Source organism: Zunongwangia atlantica 22II14-10F7, assembly GCF_002094855.1.
GTDB classification, from domain to species: Bacteria; Bacteroidota; Bacteroidia; order Flavobacteriales; family Flavobacteriaceae; genus Zunongwangia; species Zunongwangia atlantica.
In genome coordinates, this window is the sequence record NZ_ARYN01000002.1 from 144,478 (window position 1) to 162,196 (window position 17,719).

At 35.7% G+C, this 17,719-nt stretch carries 16 protein-coding genes; all 16 read right to left on the minus strand.

Features of this window, described 5'->3' with window-relative positions:
* Nucleotides 1-38 precede the first annotated feature (38 nt).
* The 16 genes from IIF7_RS02930 to IIF7_RS03005 all read right to left on the minus strand — a co-directional run bounded on the left by IIF7_RS02930 (nucleotide 39) and on the right by IIF7_RS03005 (nucleotide 17,640).
* Nucleotides 39-986: an N-acetylornithine carbamoyltransferase gene (locus tag IIF7_RS02930; RefSeq protein WP_084840333.1), complete on the minus strand. Its 948-nt coding sequence runs from the start codon at nucleotides 984-986 to the stop codon at nucleotides 39-41.
* A gap of 115 nt (nucleotides 987-1,101) precedes the next feature.
* Nucleotides 1,102-2,241 (minus strand): aspartate aminotransferase family protein, encoded by a 1,140-nt coding sequence (locus IIF7_RS02935; RefSeq protein ID WP_084840182.1) that lies wholly within the window; start codon nucleotides 2,239-2,241, stop codon nucleotides 1,102-1,104.
* 2 nt (nucleotides 2,242-2,243) lie between these two features.
* A complete protein-coding gene (gene proC, locus IIF7_RS02940; protein ID WP_084840183.1) occupies nucleotides 2,244-3,038 on the minus strand; it encodes a pyrroline-5-carboxylate reductase in 795 nt (264 codons plus the stop codon).
* A 23-nt stretch (nucleotides 3,039-3,061) separates the two neighbouring features.
* Nucleotides 3,062-4,024, minus strand: a complete 963-nt coding sequence (argC, locus tag IIF7_RS02945; protein ID WP_084840184.1) for an N-acetyl-gamma-glutamyl-phosphate reductase — start codon at nucleotides 4,022-4,024, stop codon at nucleotides 3,062-3,064.
* Nucleotides 4,025-4,043: 19 nt separating this feature from the next.
* Entirely contained in the window at nucleotides 4,044-5,225 is a 1,182-nt protein-coding gene (locus IIF7_RS02950; protein ID WP_084840185.1) for an argininosuccinate synthase, read from the minus strand.
* Nucleotides 5,226-5,240: 15 nt separating this feature from the next.
* Nucleotides 5,241-5,870: a GNAT family N-acetyltransferase gene (locus IIF7_RS02955; RefSeq protein WP_084840186.1), complete on the minus strand. Its 630-nt coding sequence runs from the start codon at nucleotides 5,868-5,870 to the stop codon at nucleotides 5,241-5,243.
* A 392-nt stretch (nucleotides 5,871-6,262) separates the two neighbouring features.
* The gene (ilvA, locus tag IIF7_RS02960) at nucleotides 6,263-7,531 is read right to left on the minus strand and encodes a threonine ammonia-lyase IlvA (protein ID WP_084840187.1); all 1,269 of its coding nucleotides are present in this window, start codon (nucleotides 7,529-7,531) and stop codon (nucleotides 6,263-6,265) included.
* A 3-nt stretch (nucleotides 7,532-7,534) separates the two neighbouring features.
* Entirely contained in the window at nucleotides 7,535-9,010 is a 1,476-nt protein-coding gene (ilvC, locus tag IIF7_RS02965) for a ketol-acid reductoisomerase (RefSeq protein WP_084840188.1), read from the minus strand.
* Entirely contained in the window at nucleotides 9,007-9,546 is a 540-nt protein-coding gene (ilvN, locus tag IIF7_RS02970) for an acetolactate synthase small subunit (RefSeq protein ID WP_084840189.1), read from the minus strand. The genes ilvC and ilvN overlap by 4 nt, the downstream gene beginning before the upstream one ends.
* Nucleotides 9,546-11,279 carry a biosynthetic-type acetolactate synthase large subunit gene (gene ilvB / locus IIF7_RS02975; protein ID WP_084840190.1) on the minus strand — a complete coding sequence of 578 codons (1,734 nt, stop codon included), beginning with the start codon at nucleotides 11,277-11,279 and terminating at the stop codon, nucleotides 9,546-9,548. Before ilvB ends, ilvN begins: the two co-directional genes overlap by 1 nt.
* A gap of 11 nt (nucleotides 11,280-11,290) precedes the next feature.
* A complete protein-coding gene (gene ilvD, locus IIF7_RS02980) occupies nucleotides 11,291-12,964 on the minus strand; it encodes a dihydroxy-acid dehydratase (RefSeq protein ID WP_084840191.1) in 1,674 nt (557 codons plus the stop codon).
* Nucleotides 12,965-13,515: 551 nt separating this feature from the next.
* Nucleotides 13,516-15,036 (minus strand): carbon-nitrogen hydrolase family protein, encoded by a 1,521-nt coding sequence (locus tag IIF7_RS02985; RefSeq protein WP_084840192.1) that lies wholly within the window; start codon nucleotides 15,034-15,036, stop codon nucleotides 13,516-13,518.
* Between the two features lie 86 nt (nucleotides 15,037-15,122).
* Nucleotides 15,123-15,749, minus strand: a complete 627-nt coding sequence (locus IIF7_RS02990; protein ID WP_084840193.1) for a response regulator transcription factor — start codon at nucleotides 15,747-15,749, stop codon at nucleotides 15,123-15,125.
* Nucleotides 15,742-16,530 carry a sensor histidine kinase gene (locus IIF7_RS02995; protein ID WP_084840194.1) on the minus strand — a complete coding sequence of 263 codons (789 nt, stop codon included), beginning with the start codon at nucleotides 16,528-16,530 and terminating at the stop codon, nucleotides 15,742-15,744. The genes IIF7_RS02990 and IIF7_RS02995 overlap by 8 nt, the downstream gene beginning before the upstream one ends.
* Nucleotides 16,520-17,134, minus strand: coding sequence for a hypothetical protein (locus IIF7_RS03000; protein ID WP_139801255.1), 615 nt, complete (start codon nucleotides 17,132-17,134; stop codon nucleotides 16,520-16,522). Before IIF7_RS03000 ends, IIF7_RS02995 begins: the two co-directional genes overlap by 11 nt.
* Before the next feature lie 122 nt (nucleotides 17,135-17,256).
* Nucleotides 17,257-17,640 (minus strand): hypothetical protein, encoded by a 384-nt coding sequence (locus IIF7_RS03005; RefSeq protein WP_084840196.1) that lies wholly within the window; start codon nucleotides 17,638-17,640, stop codon nucleotides 17,257-17,259.
* Between the last annotated feature and the right edge of the window lie 79 nt (nucleotides 17,641-17,719).

Genomic DNA, 17,719 nt, shown 5'->3' on the forward strand with positions numbered 1-17,719 from the left:
ATGCCATTATCAAATTAACGCATCAACAAATCATTGCATTAATCCAGTGTTTCCAGAATTCGTTTTAAAACAGCCTGAGCGGCGTAAGTTCTATTATTTGCCTGATGAATTACAGCGGAATTTTCACTGTCTAAAACTTCATCTGCAATCACCACATTTCGTCTTACCGGTAAACAATGCATCACTTTTGCGTCATTCGTAAGTGCTAATTTTTCCTTCGAAAACGTCCAATTTGAATCTGTAGATAAAACTTCTCCGTATTTCTCATAACTACTCCAATTCTTCACATAAACAAAATCGGCATCTTTTAAAGCTTCGTCTTGATCGTGATAAACTTTAGTATCATTTAAAACGCGATCGCTTAGATCGTAACCTTCAGGATTTGCAACACAAAATTCCACATCCATTTTCTGCATCATTTCAGCAAAAGAATTCGGTACAGATTGCGGCAAAGCTTTTGGATGTGGCGCCCAAGTCAAAACGACTTTTAATTTATCTTTTTTCTTTAATTCGGTTATCGAAATCGCATCGGTTAAAGCCTGTAAAGGATGCCCGGTAGAACTTTCTAAATTCACAACCGGCACACTCGCAAACTTTGTAAAGGCAGTAATTACCTGCTCTTCTTCATCTTTAGTCTTATCTTTTAATCCCGGAAAAGCGCGTACACCAATTACATCACAATATTGCGACAACACCGCAGCAGCTTCTTTAATATGCTCTGCTTTATCTGAATTCATTACCGCTCCATCTTCAAATTCCAATGCCCATCCATCTGCACCAACATTCATCGTAAGCACTTCCATTCCTAAAAGTCGGCCAGCTTTTTCTGTACTTAAACGCGTACGCAAACTGGAATTAAAAAACAACAAGCCTAAAGTTTTTCCTTTCCCCAAACTGGCGGCTGAATTTTCTTTTTTAAGCTGAATGGCTTCCTGTATTAATTCATCAAGGTTTTCGATATCGTGAACGCTTGTGTAATGTCTCATTGAAATTAGTTGGTTTTTGGTTCCTGTCATTCTGAACTTGTTTCACAATCTCATTAGTATACTTATTTATTACAATAATGAGATTCCGTGTCTAGCACGGAATGACATAATATTTTTAATCTTTTAAATTTGCTAAACTGATCTTTAAAGCTTTGAAAAAGTTATCAAAATGCTTTTTCTCGATATTAAGCGGTGGTAAAATTCTAAGTAAATTCTTGTTGGCGGCAGATCCTGTAAAAATTTGGTGCACAAACAACAAATCTTTTCTAAGATTGGCGATTTCGAAGTCGAATTCTAAACCAATCATTAATCCACGACCTTTTATATTTTTTATCTGCGGAATCTCTTTTGCCTGCTCTTTAACATAATCGAACATCGCTGAAGCATTCTGCATTAAATCTTCTTTTTCAAGAATATTTAATACCGATAATCCTGCAGCACAGGCTAAATGATTTCCTCCAAAAGTAGTTCCTAACATTCCATATTTTGGAGCAATATTTTTATCGATCAAAACACCACCTATTGGAAATCCATTTCCCATTCCTTTTGCGATAGAAATGATATCCGGTTGAATATTATGCTTCTGAAAGGCAAAAAAGTCACCTGTTCTACCATAACCCGCCTGAACTTCGTCTGCAATGATCATCGCCCCATTTTCTTTGGCTAGTTTTTCAATTTGCTGGTAGAATTCGGTTGTAGCTTCATCCAAACCACCAACTCCCTGAATCACTTCAAAAATAACGGCAGCAACATCTCCTTTTTGTAATTCCGAAGCTAAAGTTTCAGCATCATTAAAGGCGATTTTGGTGATTTTATGACCTTTATTAAATGGTGCTTTAATATTCTCGTTATCGGTAACAGCCACCACTCCAGAAGTTCTTCCGTGGAAAGCATTATCAAAATAAATCACACGATCTTTCCCTGTAGCAAAAGATGCTACTTTTAAAGCATTTTCGTTAGCCTCGGCACCTGAATTACATAAAAACAGCTGATAATCTTCACAACCGGATAACTTGCCTAATTTTTCGGCCAATTCTACCTGCAATGGATTTTTGATTGAATTAGAATAAAAACCAAGATTACGAACCTGGTTAGAGATCGCATTTACATAAGCAGGATGCGAATGTCCTATAGAAATTACGGCGTGACCACCGTAAAGATCAAGATATTTTTTTCCGTCGTTATCAAAAACATAAGTGCCTTCACCTTTTACGGGAGTGATATCAAATAATGGATAAACATCAAAAAGCTCCATATTTATTGTTCTGAAATGTTATTTATTTTTTTGAAAGATGCCTGTAAACCTTTAATTAAAGAAGAACTTAAACCATTGTGTTCCATCTCGTTCAAACCTTCAATGGTACAACCTTTTGGCGTAGTTACTTTATCAATTTCTTCCTCTGGATGTTTGCCAGATTCTACCAGTAAACTCGCAGCTCCTAAACAGGTATTCATTGCCAGTTCCTGTGCATCTTTGGCATCAAAGCCAAGTTGTACGGCACCCTGCGTAGTTGCTCTAATTAAACGCATCCAAAAGGCAATACCGCTGGCACAAATTACCGTAGCAGCCTGCATCTTATTTTCTTTAATGATAATACTTGTTCCCAAACGATTAAAAATAGCCTCGGCAATAGCGATACGCTTCTCCCCTTTTTCGTTAGAACACATGCATGTCATCGATTTTCCAACAGCGATCGCCGTATTAGGCATCGCACGAATGATAAACTGATCCTGGCCAATTATCGACTCGATTTTGTCGATTTTAAAACCTGTAATTGTTGAAATAAGCACGTGCTTATCTGTAAGCAAGTCTTTAATTTCCTCCAGAATTCGTTCTAATTGCTGGGGTTGAACGGCAAAAATTAAAATATCTGAATTTTTAACTGCTTCCTGGTTATCTGAAGTTACCGTAACCTTAGAATATTCTTCGTAAGATTTTATGGCTTCAGTATTTCTTTTGGTTAGGTAAAGCGTGGTAAAGGCATTATTTACGATAAGTCCTTTTGCGATGGACTTTCCTAAATTCCCAGCACCGATAATGGCTATTTTCATGGTTTAAGTTTTAGAAATTTGGTTTAGAAATAACTGGCTTTAATGTGTAATCCTGAATCCTCTGGCAAACCAAAAATTAAATTCATATTCTGTACCGCCTGTCCAGATGCTCCTTTTAGTAAATTATCGATCACGCTCGTGATTAATAATTTATCGCCGAATTTCTCTAATTTCAGCAAACATTTATTGGTGTTCACTACTTGTTTAAGATGAATATTCTCTTCGGTCACAAAAGTGAAAGCTGCATCTTTATATTGTTCTGTATAGATCGCTTTTGCATCTTCAAGGCTACCAGTAAATTTAGTGTAGGCAGTTGCGTGTATTCCGCGGGAAAAATTTCCTCTATTCGGAATAAAATTTACAGTCGAATCAAAATCGGGTTGCAACCATTTTAGACTTTGCCCAATTTCATTTAAATGCTGATGCTCAAAAGACTTATAAGCTGAAAAATTGTTATCTCTCCAGGTAAAATGTGTGGTTGCTGAAAGTGATACTCCGGCTCCAGTAGCTCCAGTAACTGCATTTACATGCCATTCGTCTTCAACTTTCTTAGCTTTTGCCAACGGAAGAATGGCCAAACTTATAGCCGTGGCAAAACAACCAGGGTTTGCGATAAAATTCGCTGTTTTGATCGCATCTTTTTTAAATTCAGGTAATCCATAAACAAAATCGTGATCACCATCCATTCTAAAATCGGTGCTCAAATCAACGATTTTCGTGTTTTTAGAGAACTTATTTTCAGCTAAAAACTTTACAGAATTTCCATGCCCAAGACATAGAAAAACGACATCAACTTCAGTATTTATTTCTCCTGAAAATAATAGATCGATTTCCCCAATGAGATCCTGGTGCACTCCTGAAACCGGAGTTCCTGGTCTTGATGTACTATAGACAAAATCGAGTTCAACTTCCGGGTGATACGTTAAAATTCTAACCAGTTCTCCTGCTGTATATCCTGCGCCGCCAATTATTCCTGCTTTGATCATGCTCATGCTAATTTTGTGATTAGTTATTTTCTACCGACTGGTAAATCTTACCAGCGTTTGATAGAATTTTGATAAATCCTTTAGCATCGTTGGCTGTCCAGGCTTTATTTTCTTCTCCGTAATTACCAAAATTGCTGTTCATTAGATCGTATGGAGATGAAATTCCGTCTAAAACAAATCGGTAAGGATGCAGGCTTACAAAAACTTTCCCGGTTACTCGCTCCTGAGAACTTTGCAATAAAGCCTCAAAATCGCGCATTACAGGATCTAAATATTGGCCTTCATGCAAATGCGTTCCGTACCAATTCGCCACATAATCTTTATGCTGAAGTTGCCATTTACTAAGCGTATGCTTTTCTAATAAATGATGCGCTTTAATAATGATACTTGCAGAAGCAGCTTCAAAACCTACTCTACCTTTAATCCCAATAATGGTATCCCCAACATGAATATCTCTTCCAATCGCGTATTTTTTAGCGATCTCTTCAAGAATCTGAATGTTATTTTCTGGCGAATCTTCTTTATCGTTAATAGCCGTAAGTTCTCCTTTTGTAAAACTTAAACTAATTTTACCAACTTCTTTTTCTGAAAGTTGTGATGGAAATGCAGATTCTGGCAAAGGCTCGTGAGAAGTTAAAGTCTCAGCACCACCAACACTGGTTCCCCAAAGTCCTTTGTTTACTGAATATTTAGACTTCTCCCAGTTCATTTCTACTCCGTTTGCCTTTAGATAATCGATCTCTTCCTGTCGGCTTAATTGCTTATCTCTAATTGGAGTGATAATTTCAATTTCTGGAGCAATGATCTGAAAGATCATATCGAATCTCACCTGGTCGTTACCAGCACCGGTACTACCATGTGCGATATATTTTGCCCCAATCTCTTTAGCATAATTTATAATTTCGATCGCTTGCACAATACGTTCTGCACTTACCGAAAGTGGGTAGGTGTTATTTTTTAAAACATTACCAAAAATAAGATACTTTACTACCTTATCGTAGAAAGAAGATACGGCATCGATATTCTTATAGGTAGTTGCTCCTATTTTCTTTGCGTTGTCTCCTATTCTTTGTACTTCTTCTTTAGAGAATCCTCCTGTATTCACGCTTACTGCATGAACTTCGAAACCTTCATTAGACAATGATTTTGCACAATATGAAGTATCTAATCCGCCGCTGTAGGCAATAACTACTTTTTTCATTTTTATTGGTAAGTTTTAATCTAGGTTATTTTTTTCCTTTTTATAAAAAAGGCTTTGTTTTATATTTTTTAGTCGTGTAAATGTTTTATCATTTAAGTCATGCTTTTTTCTATCCTTTTTCTTCTTTTCAGGATCGTAAAGCATTCCTGTACATAAGCACATTTTACGTTCGGTACGGGTTAGAATATCGTAGTTCTTGCAAGTTTGACAGCCTTTCCAAAAAGCTTCATCATCTGTAAGTTCAGAGAAAGTAACGGGCTGGTATCCTAACTCGTAATTTATTTTCATTACGGCTAAGCCTGTAGTAATTCCAAAAATTTTAGCTTCTGGAAAACGCTTTCTAGAATACTCAAAAACTGCCTTTTTGATATCTTTTGCAAGTCCCTGGTTTCTATAATCGGGATGCACAATTAAACCTGAATTTGCAACGTATTTCTCGTGACTCCAGGTTTCTATATAACAAAAGCCGGCAAACTTATCACCATCTAGCGCAATAATTGCGTTACCATTTTCCATTTTGGTAATCACATATTCTGGTGTACGGCGCGCTATACCTGTACCACGAACTTTGGCAGATTCTTCTATAGTTGTACAAATAACCTCTGCAAATTTTGCATGAGATTTATTAGCAATGACAATCTTCATTTGCTAAACGATTATTAGGATTGAAAAAATTAAATTGAAAGTTCTAACCGAAAAGGGAACCGGACTCACCTAAGTTCCATAAAAATATACACGCACTTACGTGCGGCGGGGAGTGCGGCGACGGCGTACGGGAACATAAACAACTGAAGGAGTTGATGGCCTGTTAAAAAGGGCAATCCAATCCTGTAAACCTTGAATAAGGCTTTCTAATATTTGTTGTATGTTCAGTGATTTTTTCAAAATAAAAGTTTCAAATAATATTAATAAGAAGATTATATAAGCATTACCTCATGCAGCGCACGGGGTATCGATTATTAGTTAATATTATTTGAGTTTGTGTATTCACAATGTAAATGTAGGTTTTATTAACGGATTTACAAAGGTTTTTTTAATCAAATAATGAATTGAAATAGATCTGGAGTATCGTTAAGATATCTTCCATAAAAATTACGCTCTTTCATTCTTTTTATTAACGGCTGAAAGTCGGCTTTATCTTTTAGCTCGATACCTACTACTGCAGGGCCATTTTCCCTTTCATGCTTTTTCGAATACTCAAAATGGGTTATATCGTCTGTAGGTCCTAAAACTTTATCTAAAAATTCGCGTAAAGCACCAGCTCGTTGCGGGAAGGTTACTACAAAATAATGTTTTAAGCCTGCATAAAGTAGAGCTCTTTCTTTAATTTCAGCTGTACGCGTAATATCGTTATTGCTTCCGCTAACGATACATACCACATTTTTACCTTTAATTTCTTCAGCAAAAAAATCTAATACTGAAATCGACATTGCCCCAGCAGGTTCAACCACTATAGCATCCTGATTATAAAGATCCAAAATGGTTTGGCATATTTTACCTTCAGGAATGGTCACCATTTTGTCTAAATTTTGCTTACAAATTTCAAAATTTCGGCTTCCAACTTTTTGTACAGCAGCACCGTCAACAAAACGCTCTATTTTATCTAGCTCTACCAACCTTCCTTCTTTTAAGGAAGCAGACATTGATGGAGCACCTTCTGGCTCTATACCTATAATCTTTGTTTTTGGAGATAATTCTTTAAAAACCGAAGAAACTCCGGCTAACAAACCTCCACCTCCAAGTGGAGCAAAAACATAATCTATAGGTTCGTTGGCTTGCTGTAAAATCTCTAATCCAATAGTTGCCTGACCTTCAATTACCTTTTCATCATCAAAAGGATGAATAAAAACAAGGTCATCTTCTCCTGCTCTTATCATTGCATTTTTAAAAGAATCGTCGAAAGTATCACCTTCTAAAGCAACCTCTACCCAATCGCCTCCAAACATTTTTGTTTGTGCTACCTTTTGGCTGGGCGTTGTACTTGGCATATAAATTACGCCTTTAACTTTTAATTTATTACAGGCAAAAGCTACTCCCTGTGCATGGTTACCCGCACTGGCACAAATCACACCTTTCTCTAACTGATCTTTAGGCAAGCTGGAAATCTTATTGTAAGCTCCACGAATTTTGTAAGAGCGTACCTGCTGTAAATCTTCCCTTTTAAGCATAATATTTGCTCCAAATCGATTACTATATGTAAATGATTCAGCCAAAGGTGTATGTACAACAACTTTAGAAATTCTTTCAGATGCCTGTTTAACAGCTTCTATACTTGGTTTATATGTTTGTGCCAATGCAGTATCCATCAATTATTCATGTATTCTTTTCATTGCTGTCATTGCTTTTCTAAGCTTAGCTCCTACTTTTTCTACAGGATGCTGTCTTAGGGCATCATTTACAGCAATTAATTCTAAATTATCTACTCCGGTTTCTTCAGTTCCAAAAGAATGACCAATAAAGTCCTTATCTAAAGCATTTACATAATCTTTAATAAGCGGCTTACAAGAATGATCAAAAAGGTAACAACCATATTCAGCCGTATCCGAAATAATTCTGTTCATCTCGAACAATTTCTTTCTGGCAATGGTGTTTGCGATAAGCGGAGTTTCGTGCAAAGATTCGTAGTAAGCAGATTCTGCAATAATACCAGCTTCAACCATTGTTTCAAAAGCAAGTTCTACTCCAGATTTTACCATCGCTACCATAAGTACTCCTTTATCGAAATATTCCTGTTCTGAAATCTCTTCATCAGAAGCATCGGTTTTTTCGAAAGCAGTTTCTCCTGTAGCGGCTCTCCACTCTAATAATTCTTTATCATCATTTGCCCAATCCTTCATCATTCTGGAACTAAATTCTCCAGAAATAATGTCATCCATATGTTTTTGGAAAAGCGGACGCATAATTTCTTTTAATTCTTCTGAAATCTCAAAAGCTTTGATCTTTGCAGGATTAGAAAGGCGATCCATCATGTTGGTGATACCACCATGCTTCAATGCTTCTGTAATAGTTTCCCATCCATACTGAATTAATTTTGCAGCATAAGAAGGCTCTACACCATCTGCAATCATTTTATCGAAACTTAAGATCGATCCTGTTTGAAGCAATCCACAAAGAATAGTTTGCTCTCCCATAAGATCAGATTTTACTTCAGCAACAAATGAAGACTGAAGCACTCCTGCTCTATGACCACCAGTACCGTAAGCATAAGCTTTCGCCCATTCCAGACCAATACCTAAATGATCATTTTCTGGATGTACTGCAATTAAAGTTGGTACACCAAAACCTCTTTTATATTCTTCTCTAACCTCACTACCAGGACACTTAGGAGCTACCATAATTACTGTGATATCCTCTCTAATTTGCATCCCTTCTTCAACAATATTAAAACCATGAGAATACGAAAGCACTCCATCTTTTTTAATATGAGGCATGATTGCATTGATCACTCCTGTATGTTGCTTATCTGGAGTAAGGTTGATCACAAGATCTGCCGATGGAATTAACTCTTCGTAAGTTCCAACTGTGAAATTATTTTCAGTTGCATTTTTGTAAGACTGTCTTTTTTCTTTGATCGCTCCTTCTCGCAGCGCGTAAGAAATATCAAGACCGCTGTCTCTCATGTTTAATCCCTGATTAAGACCTTGAGATCCGCATCCTACAATAACTATTTTTTTATCTTTTAATGCAGCCACTCCATCACTAAACTCATCTAGTTCCATGAACCTGCAAGTCCCCAGCTGGGCTAATTTTTCTCGTAAAGAAAGGCTGTTAAAATAGTTTGTCATGATATTGAATTTGTTGTATTAAATTTTTCTAAGATTCCTGTTATTTGCATTTCATTTTTAGTAACCGCGATAGTTCCTGAACGTACAAACTGCATTAAACCATAAGGTTTTAGTGTCTCGTAAAGTTCATCTACCTCGTGACGCTTACCGGTTTTTTCGATCACAAAGAATTTTGGCGTAACTGTAACGATACGAGCATTTGTAGCTTTAATAAATGCCTGTACATTAAGATCGTCCAAAAATTCTGAAGATTTGATTTTGTATAATGCCGTTTCCTGATAGATCATTTCTTCTGCAGTGTGATAAAAAGCCTTAATCACTTCGATTTGCTTTTCAATTTGTCCTACAATTTTCTTGATCTGTTCTTCAGTAACTTCAACCACAATAATAAAACGCATTACTTCTGGCACCTCACTTGGCGATGCCGTAATACTTTCAATATTAATGTGTCTTCTTAGGAAGATCGCCGCGATTCGGCTTAAAAGTCCTAAGTTATTTTCAGTATATATCGAAACTGTGAAATTTTTCTTTTCCATTACTCTAAAATTATATCTGAAACTGATGCTCCTGTTGGTACCATTGGGAAAACATTTTCCTCCTGCTCTACTTTCACTTCAAGGAAATAAGGGCCATCGTGTTCTATCATCGCTTTTACTGCATCTTTAAGCTGTGATCGATCTGTAACACGGTTTGCCTCGATATGATATCCTTTGGCTATAGTTACAAAATCTGGATTCGTCATTTCGGTAGAGGCATAACGCTTATCAAAAAATAATTGTTGCCATTGTCTTACCATTCCTAAAAATCCATTGTTTAAAATCACAATTTTAACCGGAACTCTGGTTTGGAAAATTGTTCCTAATTCCTGAATGGTCATTTGATAACCACCATCACCAATAATAGCAACGACTTCTCTATTTGGAGTTCCCATTTTCGCTCCTATAGCAGCAGGTAAAGCAAATCCCATAGTTCCTAAACCACCACTGGTTACGTTACTTCTGGTTTGTGTAAAATCTGAATAACGACACGCAGCCATTTGGTGCTGCCCAACATCAGATACAATTACCGCATCTCCTTTGGTTTTTATATTGATTTCCTGAATAACCTCAGCCATACCTAAATCCTGCTTATTAACATCAAGGTTTTTGCTGATTACTTTATCATATTCAGTTTTATACAATTCTTTAAACTCGTTATGCCATTCTTCATGAGAATTTGGTTTAACTAAGTCTAAAAGGACTTTAAGCGTTTCTTTTACATTCCCTAAAACAGGAAAATCTGCATGAACGTTTTTATTAATTTCAGCAGGATCGATTTCTAAATGAACCACTTTTGCCTGTTTTGCGTAGTGATTTAAATTACCGGTTACTCGGTCATCAAATCGCATTCCTATTGCAATTAAAACATCACACTCGTTGGTTAAGATGTTTGGTGCATAATTACCATGCATCCCTACCATACCAACATTTAATGGATGTTTTGTAGGTAAAGCAGAAAGTCCTAAAATTGTCCATGCTGAAGGAATTCCTGTTTTTTCAACAAATTCCTTGAATAATTCTTCAGCTCCACCAAGAATTACACCCTGGCCAAATACGATCATTGGCTTTTTGGCAGAATTAATAACTTCTGCAGCCCTTTCTACCTCGCTTAGGTTCACTTCGGGATTAGGCTTATAACTACGAATCCCGCTACATTTTTTATAATTAAACTCTAAAGAAGCAAATTGCGCATCTTTAGTAATATCTACTAAAACAGGACCTGGACGCCCAGATTTTGCGATATAAAATGCTTTTGCGATCACTTCAGGAATTTCTTCAGCTCTAGTTACCTGGTAATTCCATTTAGTAATTGGTGTCGAAATACCTACAATATCAGTTTCCTGAAATGCATCACTCCCCAATAAATGAGAACCTACCTGCCCGGTAATACAAACTAGAGGAGTAGAATCTATTTGAGCATCTGCAATTCCTGTTACAAGATTTGTTGCTCCAGGGCCAGAGGTTGCCACAGCCACTCCTACTTTACCGCTTACGCGAGCATATCCTTGTGCAGCATGAGTAGCTCCCTGCTCATGCCTCGTAAGGACGTGGTGAATTTTATCCTGGTACTTATACAATTCATCATACACCGGCATAATGGCTCCACCCGGGTAGCCATAAATCGTATCTACGCCTTCTTCTAACAAACACTTAATTACTGCTTCTGCTCCAGAAACCGTCATTGAAGTATCTGCCGATGTCTTTTCGAAACTAGCTGTTTTTACTTCCATAATTCACCAAATTAAAACTCATCGGTCACGCATCCTTTTGATGCCGATGAAACTGTTCTCGCATATTTATATAAAACACCTTTACTAAATTTTAAGGCAGGTGCTTTCCAGTTTTTTCTTCTTTCTTCAATTTCTGCATCTGTAAGATCTACATGTATAGAATCATCTTCTGCACTAATAGTAATTTTATCTCCGTCTTTTAAAAGAGCAATCATACCACCTTCCTGAGCTTCAGGAGTAATATGCCCAACTACGAAACCATGAGTTCCTCCAGAAAATCTACCATCTGTGATTAAAGCAACATCTTTACCTAGTTTAGCTCCCATAATTGCAGAAGTTGGTTTAAGCATTTCTGGCATTCCAGGGCCTCCTTTTGGACCTTCGTAGCGAATCACCACAACATCGCCTTTCTTTACTTTTCCTTCTGAAATACCATCGTTAGCTTCGTATTCACTTTCAAAAACCTTAGCAGTTCCTGTAAAACTTAATCCTTCTTTACCAGTAATTTTTGCTACTGAACCTTCTTCAGCTAAATTTCCGTGAAGAATTCTAATATGACCAGTCTTCTTAATTGGCTGATCGATTGGATAGATAACATCCTGACCTTCTTCTAAATCTGGAACATCAGCAAGATTTTCAGCTAAAGTTTTACCAGTAACCGTCATACAATCGCCATGAAGTAAACCATGTTTCAACATGAACTTTTGTACGGCAGGGATTCCTCCAATTCTATGAATATCTTCCATAGCGTACTTACCACTTGGCTTAAGATTTGCTAAAAACGGAGTGCTATCTACAATCTTTCCAAATTCTTCAATACCTAACTCAATCTCTGCTGAACGAGCAATCGCTAAAAAGTGTAATACCGCATTAGTAGAACCACCAAGAAGTGTTAATAGTCGAATGGCATTTTCCAGCGATTTTTTAGTTACAATATCTCTTGGTTTAAGATCTTTTTCAATAAGAAGTTTCATTGCTTCTCCTGCCCTTACACTTTCAGATTTTTTTTCTTCTCCTACTGCAGGATTAGAACTATTATAAGGTAAAGACATTCCTAATGTTTCTATTGCTGAAGCCATTGTATTCGCAGTATACATACCACCACAGGCTCCTGCACCAGGACAAGCTTTCTCGATCACATTATCATATTCTTCCTGATCGATATCACCGCTCACTTTAGCTCCCCAAGCTTCAAATGCTGAAACTACGTCCAGTTTCTTTCCATTATGACATCCAGAAGCAATCGTACCTCCGTAAACTAAAACTGAAGGTCTATTCAATCTTAACATGGCCATTAAGGCTCCCGGCATATTTTTATCACAACCTACTACAGTAACCAAGCCATCATAAGACATGGCATTGACTACAGTTTCCATAGAATCTGCGATAATATCACGTGAAGGAAGGGAGAAACGCATTCCCGGAGTTCCCATAGAAATTCCGTCACTTACCCCAATAGTATTAAATATTAATCCTACAAGATCTGCAGAAAGCGTACCTTCCTTTACCAGTTTTGCAAGATCATTTAAGTGCATATTACAAGGATTACCTTCGTATCCTGTACTGGCAATCCCTACAAATGGTTTATTAAAATCTTCTTTAGTTAAGCCTATAGCGTGAAGCATGGCCTGTGATCCCGGTTGCGAATCACTCTGAGTTAAAATACTACTATACTTATTGTTCATTACTAATTTTTCTCTTCTCGTTAGATAAAATTACCGCCTTCAAAATGCCTCCGTTTTTTAGCTAAGATTGCTTAATTGTCTTCAACGACATATTTAACAGTGCAAAATATTGATTTTCAGTATTTTAAAAGCTTCTTTTTTACGACTGCTGAAACTAACAAAAACATTTAATTTTTTACTTATTTAACAATAACATCTATATAATCTTTAAAATACAATTGATTTTAATTGAAATACGACATATTTTTATTTCCTATAATTTCTCATAAACTTCAGAAAAAAGCATAAAAAAAGCCATCTCGAGAGATGGCTTTCATTTTATATAATATACACGCATCTTCTTATGGGTCAGGTTTTCAAAATGAAAATGACCTCAATAATTGAAGAAATAATGTGTTTTTTCTTAAAATTCATAAAGCAATTAACCTCAGAGTTAGCTCTTAAGGCATTTATATACTTAATTTTTTTCGCGGCATTACGACTACTATTGTGTTTAACCTCGATTATCAAGTAAACTTAAGGATAATTTTTTAAGCTGCTTGCAAAAATGTTTACTTTTTAAGTTTTATTGAGTATAAATCCTTTCTGCGATCCTTTAAATTACGTACACTGCCAAAATTATGTAATTCTTTAAGCAAATCTAGATCTACATCTGCAAGTAGTGTACTTTCCGTATTAGGAGTGGCTTCTGCTTTAACTCCGTTAACAGGAAAAGCAAAGTCAGACGGAGTTAACACCGCACTCTGCGAATACTGTATATCCATATTGTTAACTTTTGGCAGGTTTCCTACAGAACCTGCTATTGCCACATAACATTCATTTTCTACTGCTCGTGATTGCGCACAAATTCTAACTCTAGAATATCCATTTTGAGTATCGGTCATAAATGGAACAAACAAAATGTTCATTCCTTCTTCTGCCAATAACCTTGGAAGCTCTGGAAATTCTACATCATAACAAATCAAAACACCTATTTTCCCACAATCTGTATCAAAAGTTTGCAATTTGGTGCCGCCTTTCATTCCCCAGGCAGATTCTTCAGCCGGAGTAATATGCAGTTTTTCGTATCGCTCGTAACTTCCGTCTCGACGACATAAAAAACCAACATTATACATATGCTCACCAATAACCTGTGGCATACTTCCGGTTATGATATTAATGTTATAGGTAATAGCAAAATCGATAAATGTTTCCAGTAATTTATCGGTATAAGTTGAGAGTCCTCGTATAGCTTCAGCCTCATTTAAATGATTAAATTCAGCCATCAGCGGTGCATTAAACAATTCAGGAAAAAGAATAAAATCGCTTTGATAATCACTAACAGCGTCTACAAAGAATTCGATTTGAGAAACCAGCGCGTCAAAATTCTTAAATAAGCGCATTTGCCATTGCACCAAACCCAACCGAACAACGGTTTTAGTACTTTCTATTAGTTTTTGAGGTTTGGTATAATAAATATTATTCCATTCCATTAAAACAGCATATTCTTTGCTCTCATGATCACCAGAAAGGTATCCTTTAATTACCTTCTTTACGTGAAAATCGTTAGAAAGCTGAAAAGATAAAACAGGATCATGAATTTCCTGAAGTTTTACTTTATCTATATATTTTTTAGGAGTAAGTTCTTTGGCGTATTTAGCAAAATTAGGAATCCTGCCACCAAAAATTATAGACTTCAAATTAAGCTGCTCACATAATTCTTTTCGGGCTTCGTATAAACGACGCCCCAAACGTCTCCCACGGTACTCGGGATGTATAAAAACATCAATTCCGTAGAGAACATCACCGTTTTTGGTATGATTAGAGAAGTTTTCTCCGCCAATAATATCTTCGTAAGTATGATTATCATCAAACTTATCGTAATCTACTATAATTGAAAGGGCACAACCAGCGATTTTATTATCGATTACGATACAAAACTGTCCGTCTGGAAATTTTTTGACTAAAGTTTTAATTTCAGCAGCGCTCCAGTAATCATCTGGCATACCGCTATAACTTTTTATCATGGAAACTTTAAGTTCTTTATAATCCTGAACTTTTAAGTTTCTAAGCTCTATTGTAGGTGTCTCCATCTTCTATAAACCATGTTTAATTCTGAAAACGAAGATACTATCTAAAAATTTAGATTTTCAAAAAATGAAGCTAAAAACAGGGAATATTAGATTGTACAATAATTGTTTTTAATGGCATAAACGGCAAGCCCTACCCTACTTTTTATATCTAGTTTTACAAAAAGACTTTCTCTATACCCATCAATTGTTTTTGGGCTTAAATTCATTTCTGCTGCAATTTCTTTGTACGTCATTTCTGTACAAACGTATTTTAGAAATTCTATTTCTCTATCTGTAAATTGCTCTTTAGCACGTTCTTTTCTCTCCAGTTCCTCCATCACTTCTTTATCTATGTAATAACCGGTATCTGTAACGCTATCTAAGGCTTTCTTAAATTTATCTGGATCGATATCTTTAAGTAAATAACCCCTACATCCAAAACTTAGCATTTTTAAAAGAATTTCTTCATCGTCTTCCATTGTTAAGGCCATAGCTTTTTGCTTGGGAAACTCCTGCTTAAGCCATTGCATTGTCTGAAGACCATCCATCACCGGCATACGAACATCTAACAAGATAAGATCTGGACGTAAATCCATTTTCCTTAAATTATCCTGAAGTTCTTTTCCGTTTTTATAAACTGCCTTAATCCGATAACCATCGAAAGAATCGACTAATCCTTTTAAAGATTGGCCAAAGAGTACATGGTCATCGACTATAATTATCGATTTACTCATTTGATTGACTAGGTTGTTTTGGATAGTGCAAAGATATAGAAGTTCCCCGACCGGGAAAAGATTCTAGCTTAAATTGACTATTAATTAAATGAGACCTATTTTGCATATTAAATAGTCCATTACTGCGATCTACCTTCTCGATATCAAAGCCTACACCATCATCCTCACAAATTATAAAAAGCTCATTTTCAAGATATTCAAAACAAACCTTTAAATGATCTGCCCCAGAATGTTTAATAACATTAGAAAAAAATTCCTGTAATATTCTAAAAATTACAAGGCTATCTTTTTGATCTACAACAAATATTTTACCATTTGTGGTAAAATTTGTTTTAATAACGTTAAGTCTAGAAAATCGATCCAGCTCTGTTTGAACCGACTTCTCTAAACCGGCACTTCCTATAACGTCACTGTTTAAAGATTTTGAAAGTGCTCTAACTTCCTGCAACGAATTAGCCACCACATTTTTAATATCTACAAGAGTTTCCTGTTCTATTTTATGTGCGGCACTGGCCATATTCAATTGCATTTTTGCTACAGACAATAATTGCCCAATGTTATCATGCAATTCCCAACCAATATTCTTTAAAGTTTGCTCCTGAATTTCAATTTTTGTGTTCGAAATTTCCTTTTCATAATACTGTTCAGCTTCTATCTTTTCTCTTAATAATTTATTTTTTCTACGCTGGTAGGTTACAAAAAATGCGATGATAAAAGTACCCAGGCAAAAGCAAACAAAGATTACATAAGCTATCAATAAAACTTCTTCCTTAAGTAGCATAAAAAGAGAATTTAAGATTTAGTTTACTATGCTTCATAGCCATTAAATAGCCTATTACACATAGGCTATAGAGTACAACATTACAAACTTTTATCACAAACACCATTAGCATTGAAAACTCATAACTATCCCAGGTAAAATACTTAGAATAGATAAACAACGGCGTAGTTAAAAGATAAAATATAAAAATACCAATGGTAAAATAGAAGCCAAAAAACTTATAAAATGAAATAAATTGTTCTGAATTCATTAAATCCAGAAAACATAAAACGCAATATATTATTACGATAATACCACGAACAAAAGATGCATTTCCATTGGTATAAACCCAAAATCCTTCAGTTGTAAAGTATAAAATCACACATAAAAGAGCGCCGGTTATTCCAAGTATTTTAATCGTTTTCTTAAAAATTTTATTAGAGATTAAACGATGGTAAAACCAGGTATAAAATAAGATAGATACTATACAAACAATATTATAAACCCAGCCACTCCTTTCAAAAACAGTATTTCTAACATCTAGAAATTGATATTCATTTAAATAAAGTAAAGCCGCATACTTAGCCCCGGTATCTGCAAACCAGGTCCACCAAAAAAAACACATTAAGCATTTATATAAAAAGTTGCTCCTAGCGTATTTGAAATAAAAAATAGTTGAAAATATCGCTGCTGCCAGCTCGTAAAAGAAATATAAGCCTACACTTGTAAAAAACCATTCTATTAAATTCATTCATTAGCATATTTTCCGGGAGGCCATGGTTCAACTCCATTATTAAGAGGGTCAATATCGTAATTTATTTCGTCTGATAAATTCAGGCCAGAAGCTACAGATTTTGTTGGAGCCAAAAATACGGTAGTCAAAGAAGGTCTTTCTTCAGTTTTCTTGTAAGCTCCTAAAAAAATAGCGATTTTGGGCGCTTCAATCTCCTGTAAGACTGACTCCCGCTCTACATAATCCAAATAATTTCTTAATTCCTTAATCGTAAAAATAGTTTGATGGGTATCTACATAACCCAACCCCTTTTCCAGAAGTTCTCCTCGAGTCTCTTGCCATCTGTATTCCAGATCTTTAGCCTCTTCTACAGAAATGCAGTTTTTTGGTCGATGCATTGATAATGAATTATTTAACGATGAATTAATTTTAAGATAAAATTACAACTATTTTTTAGGTGTTTCAAGAAATATTTAT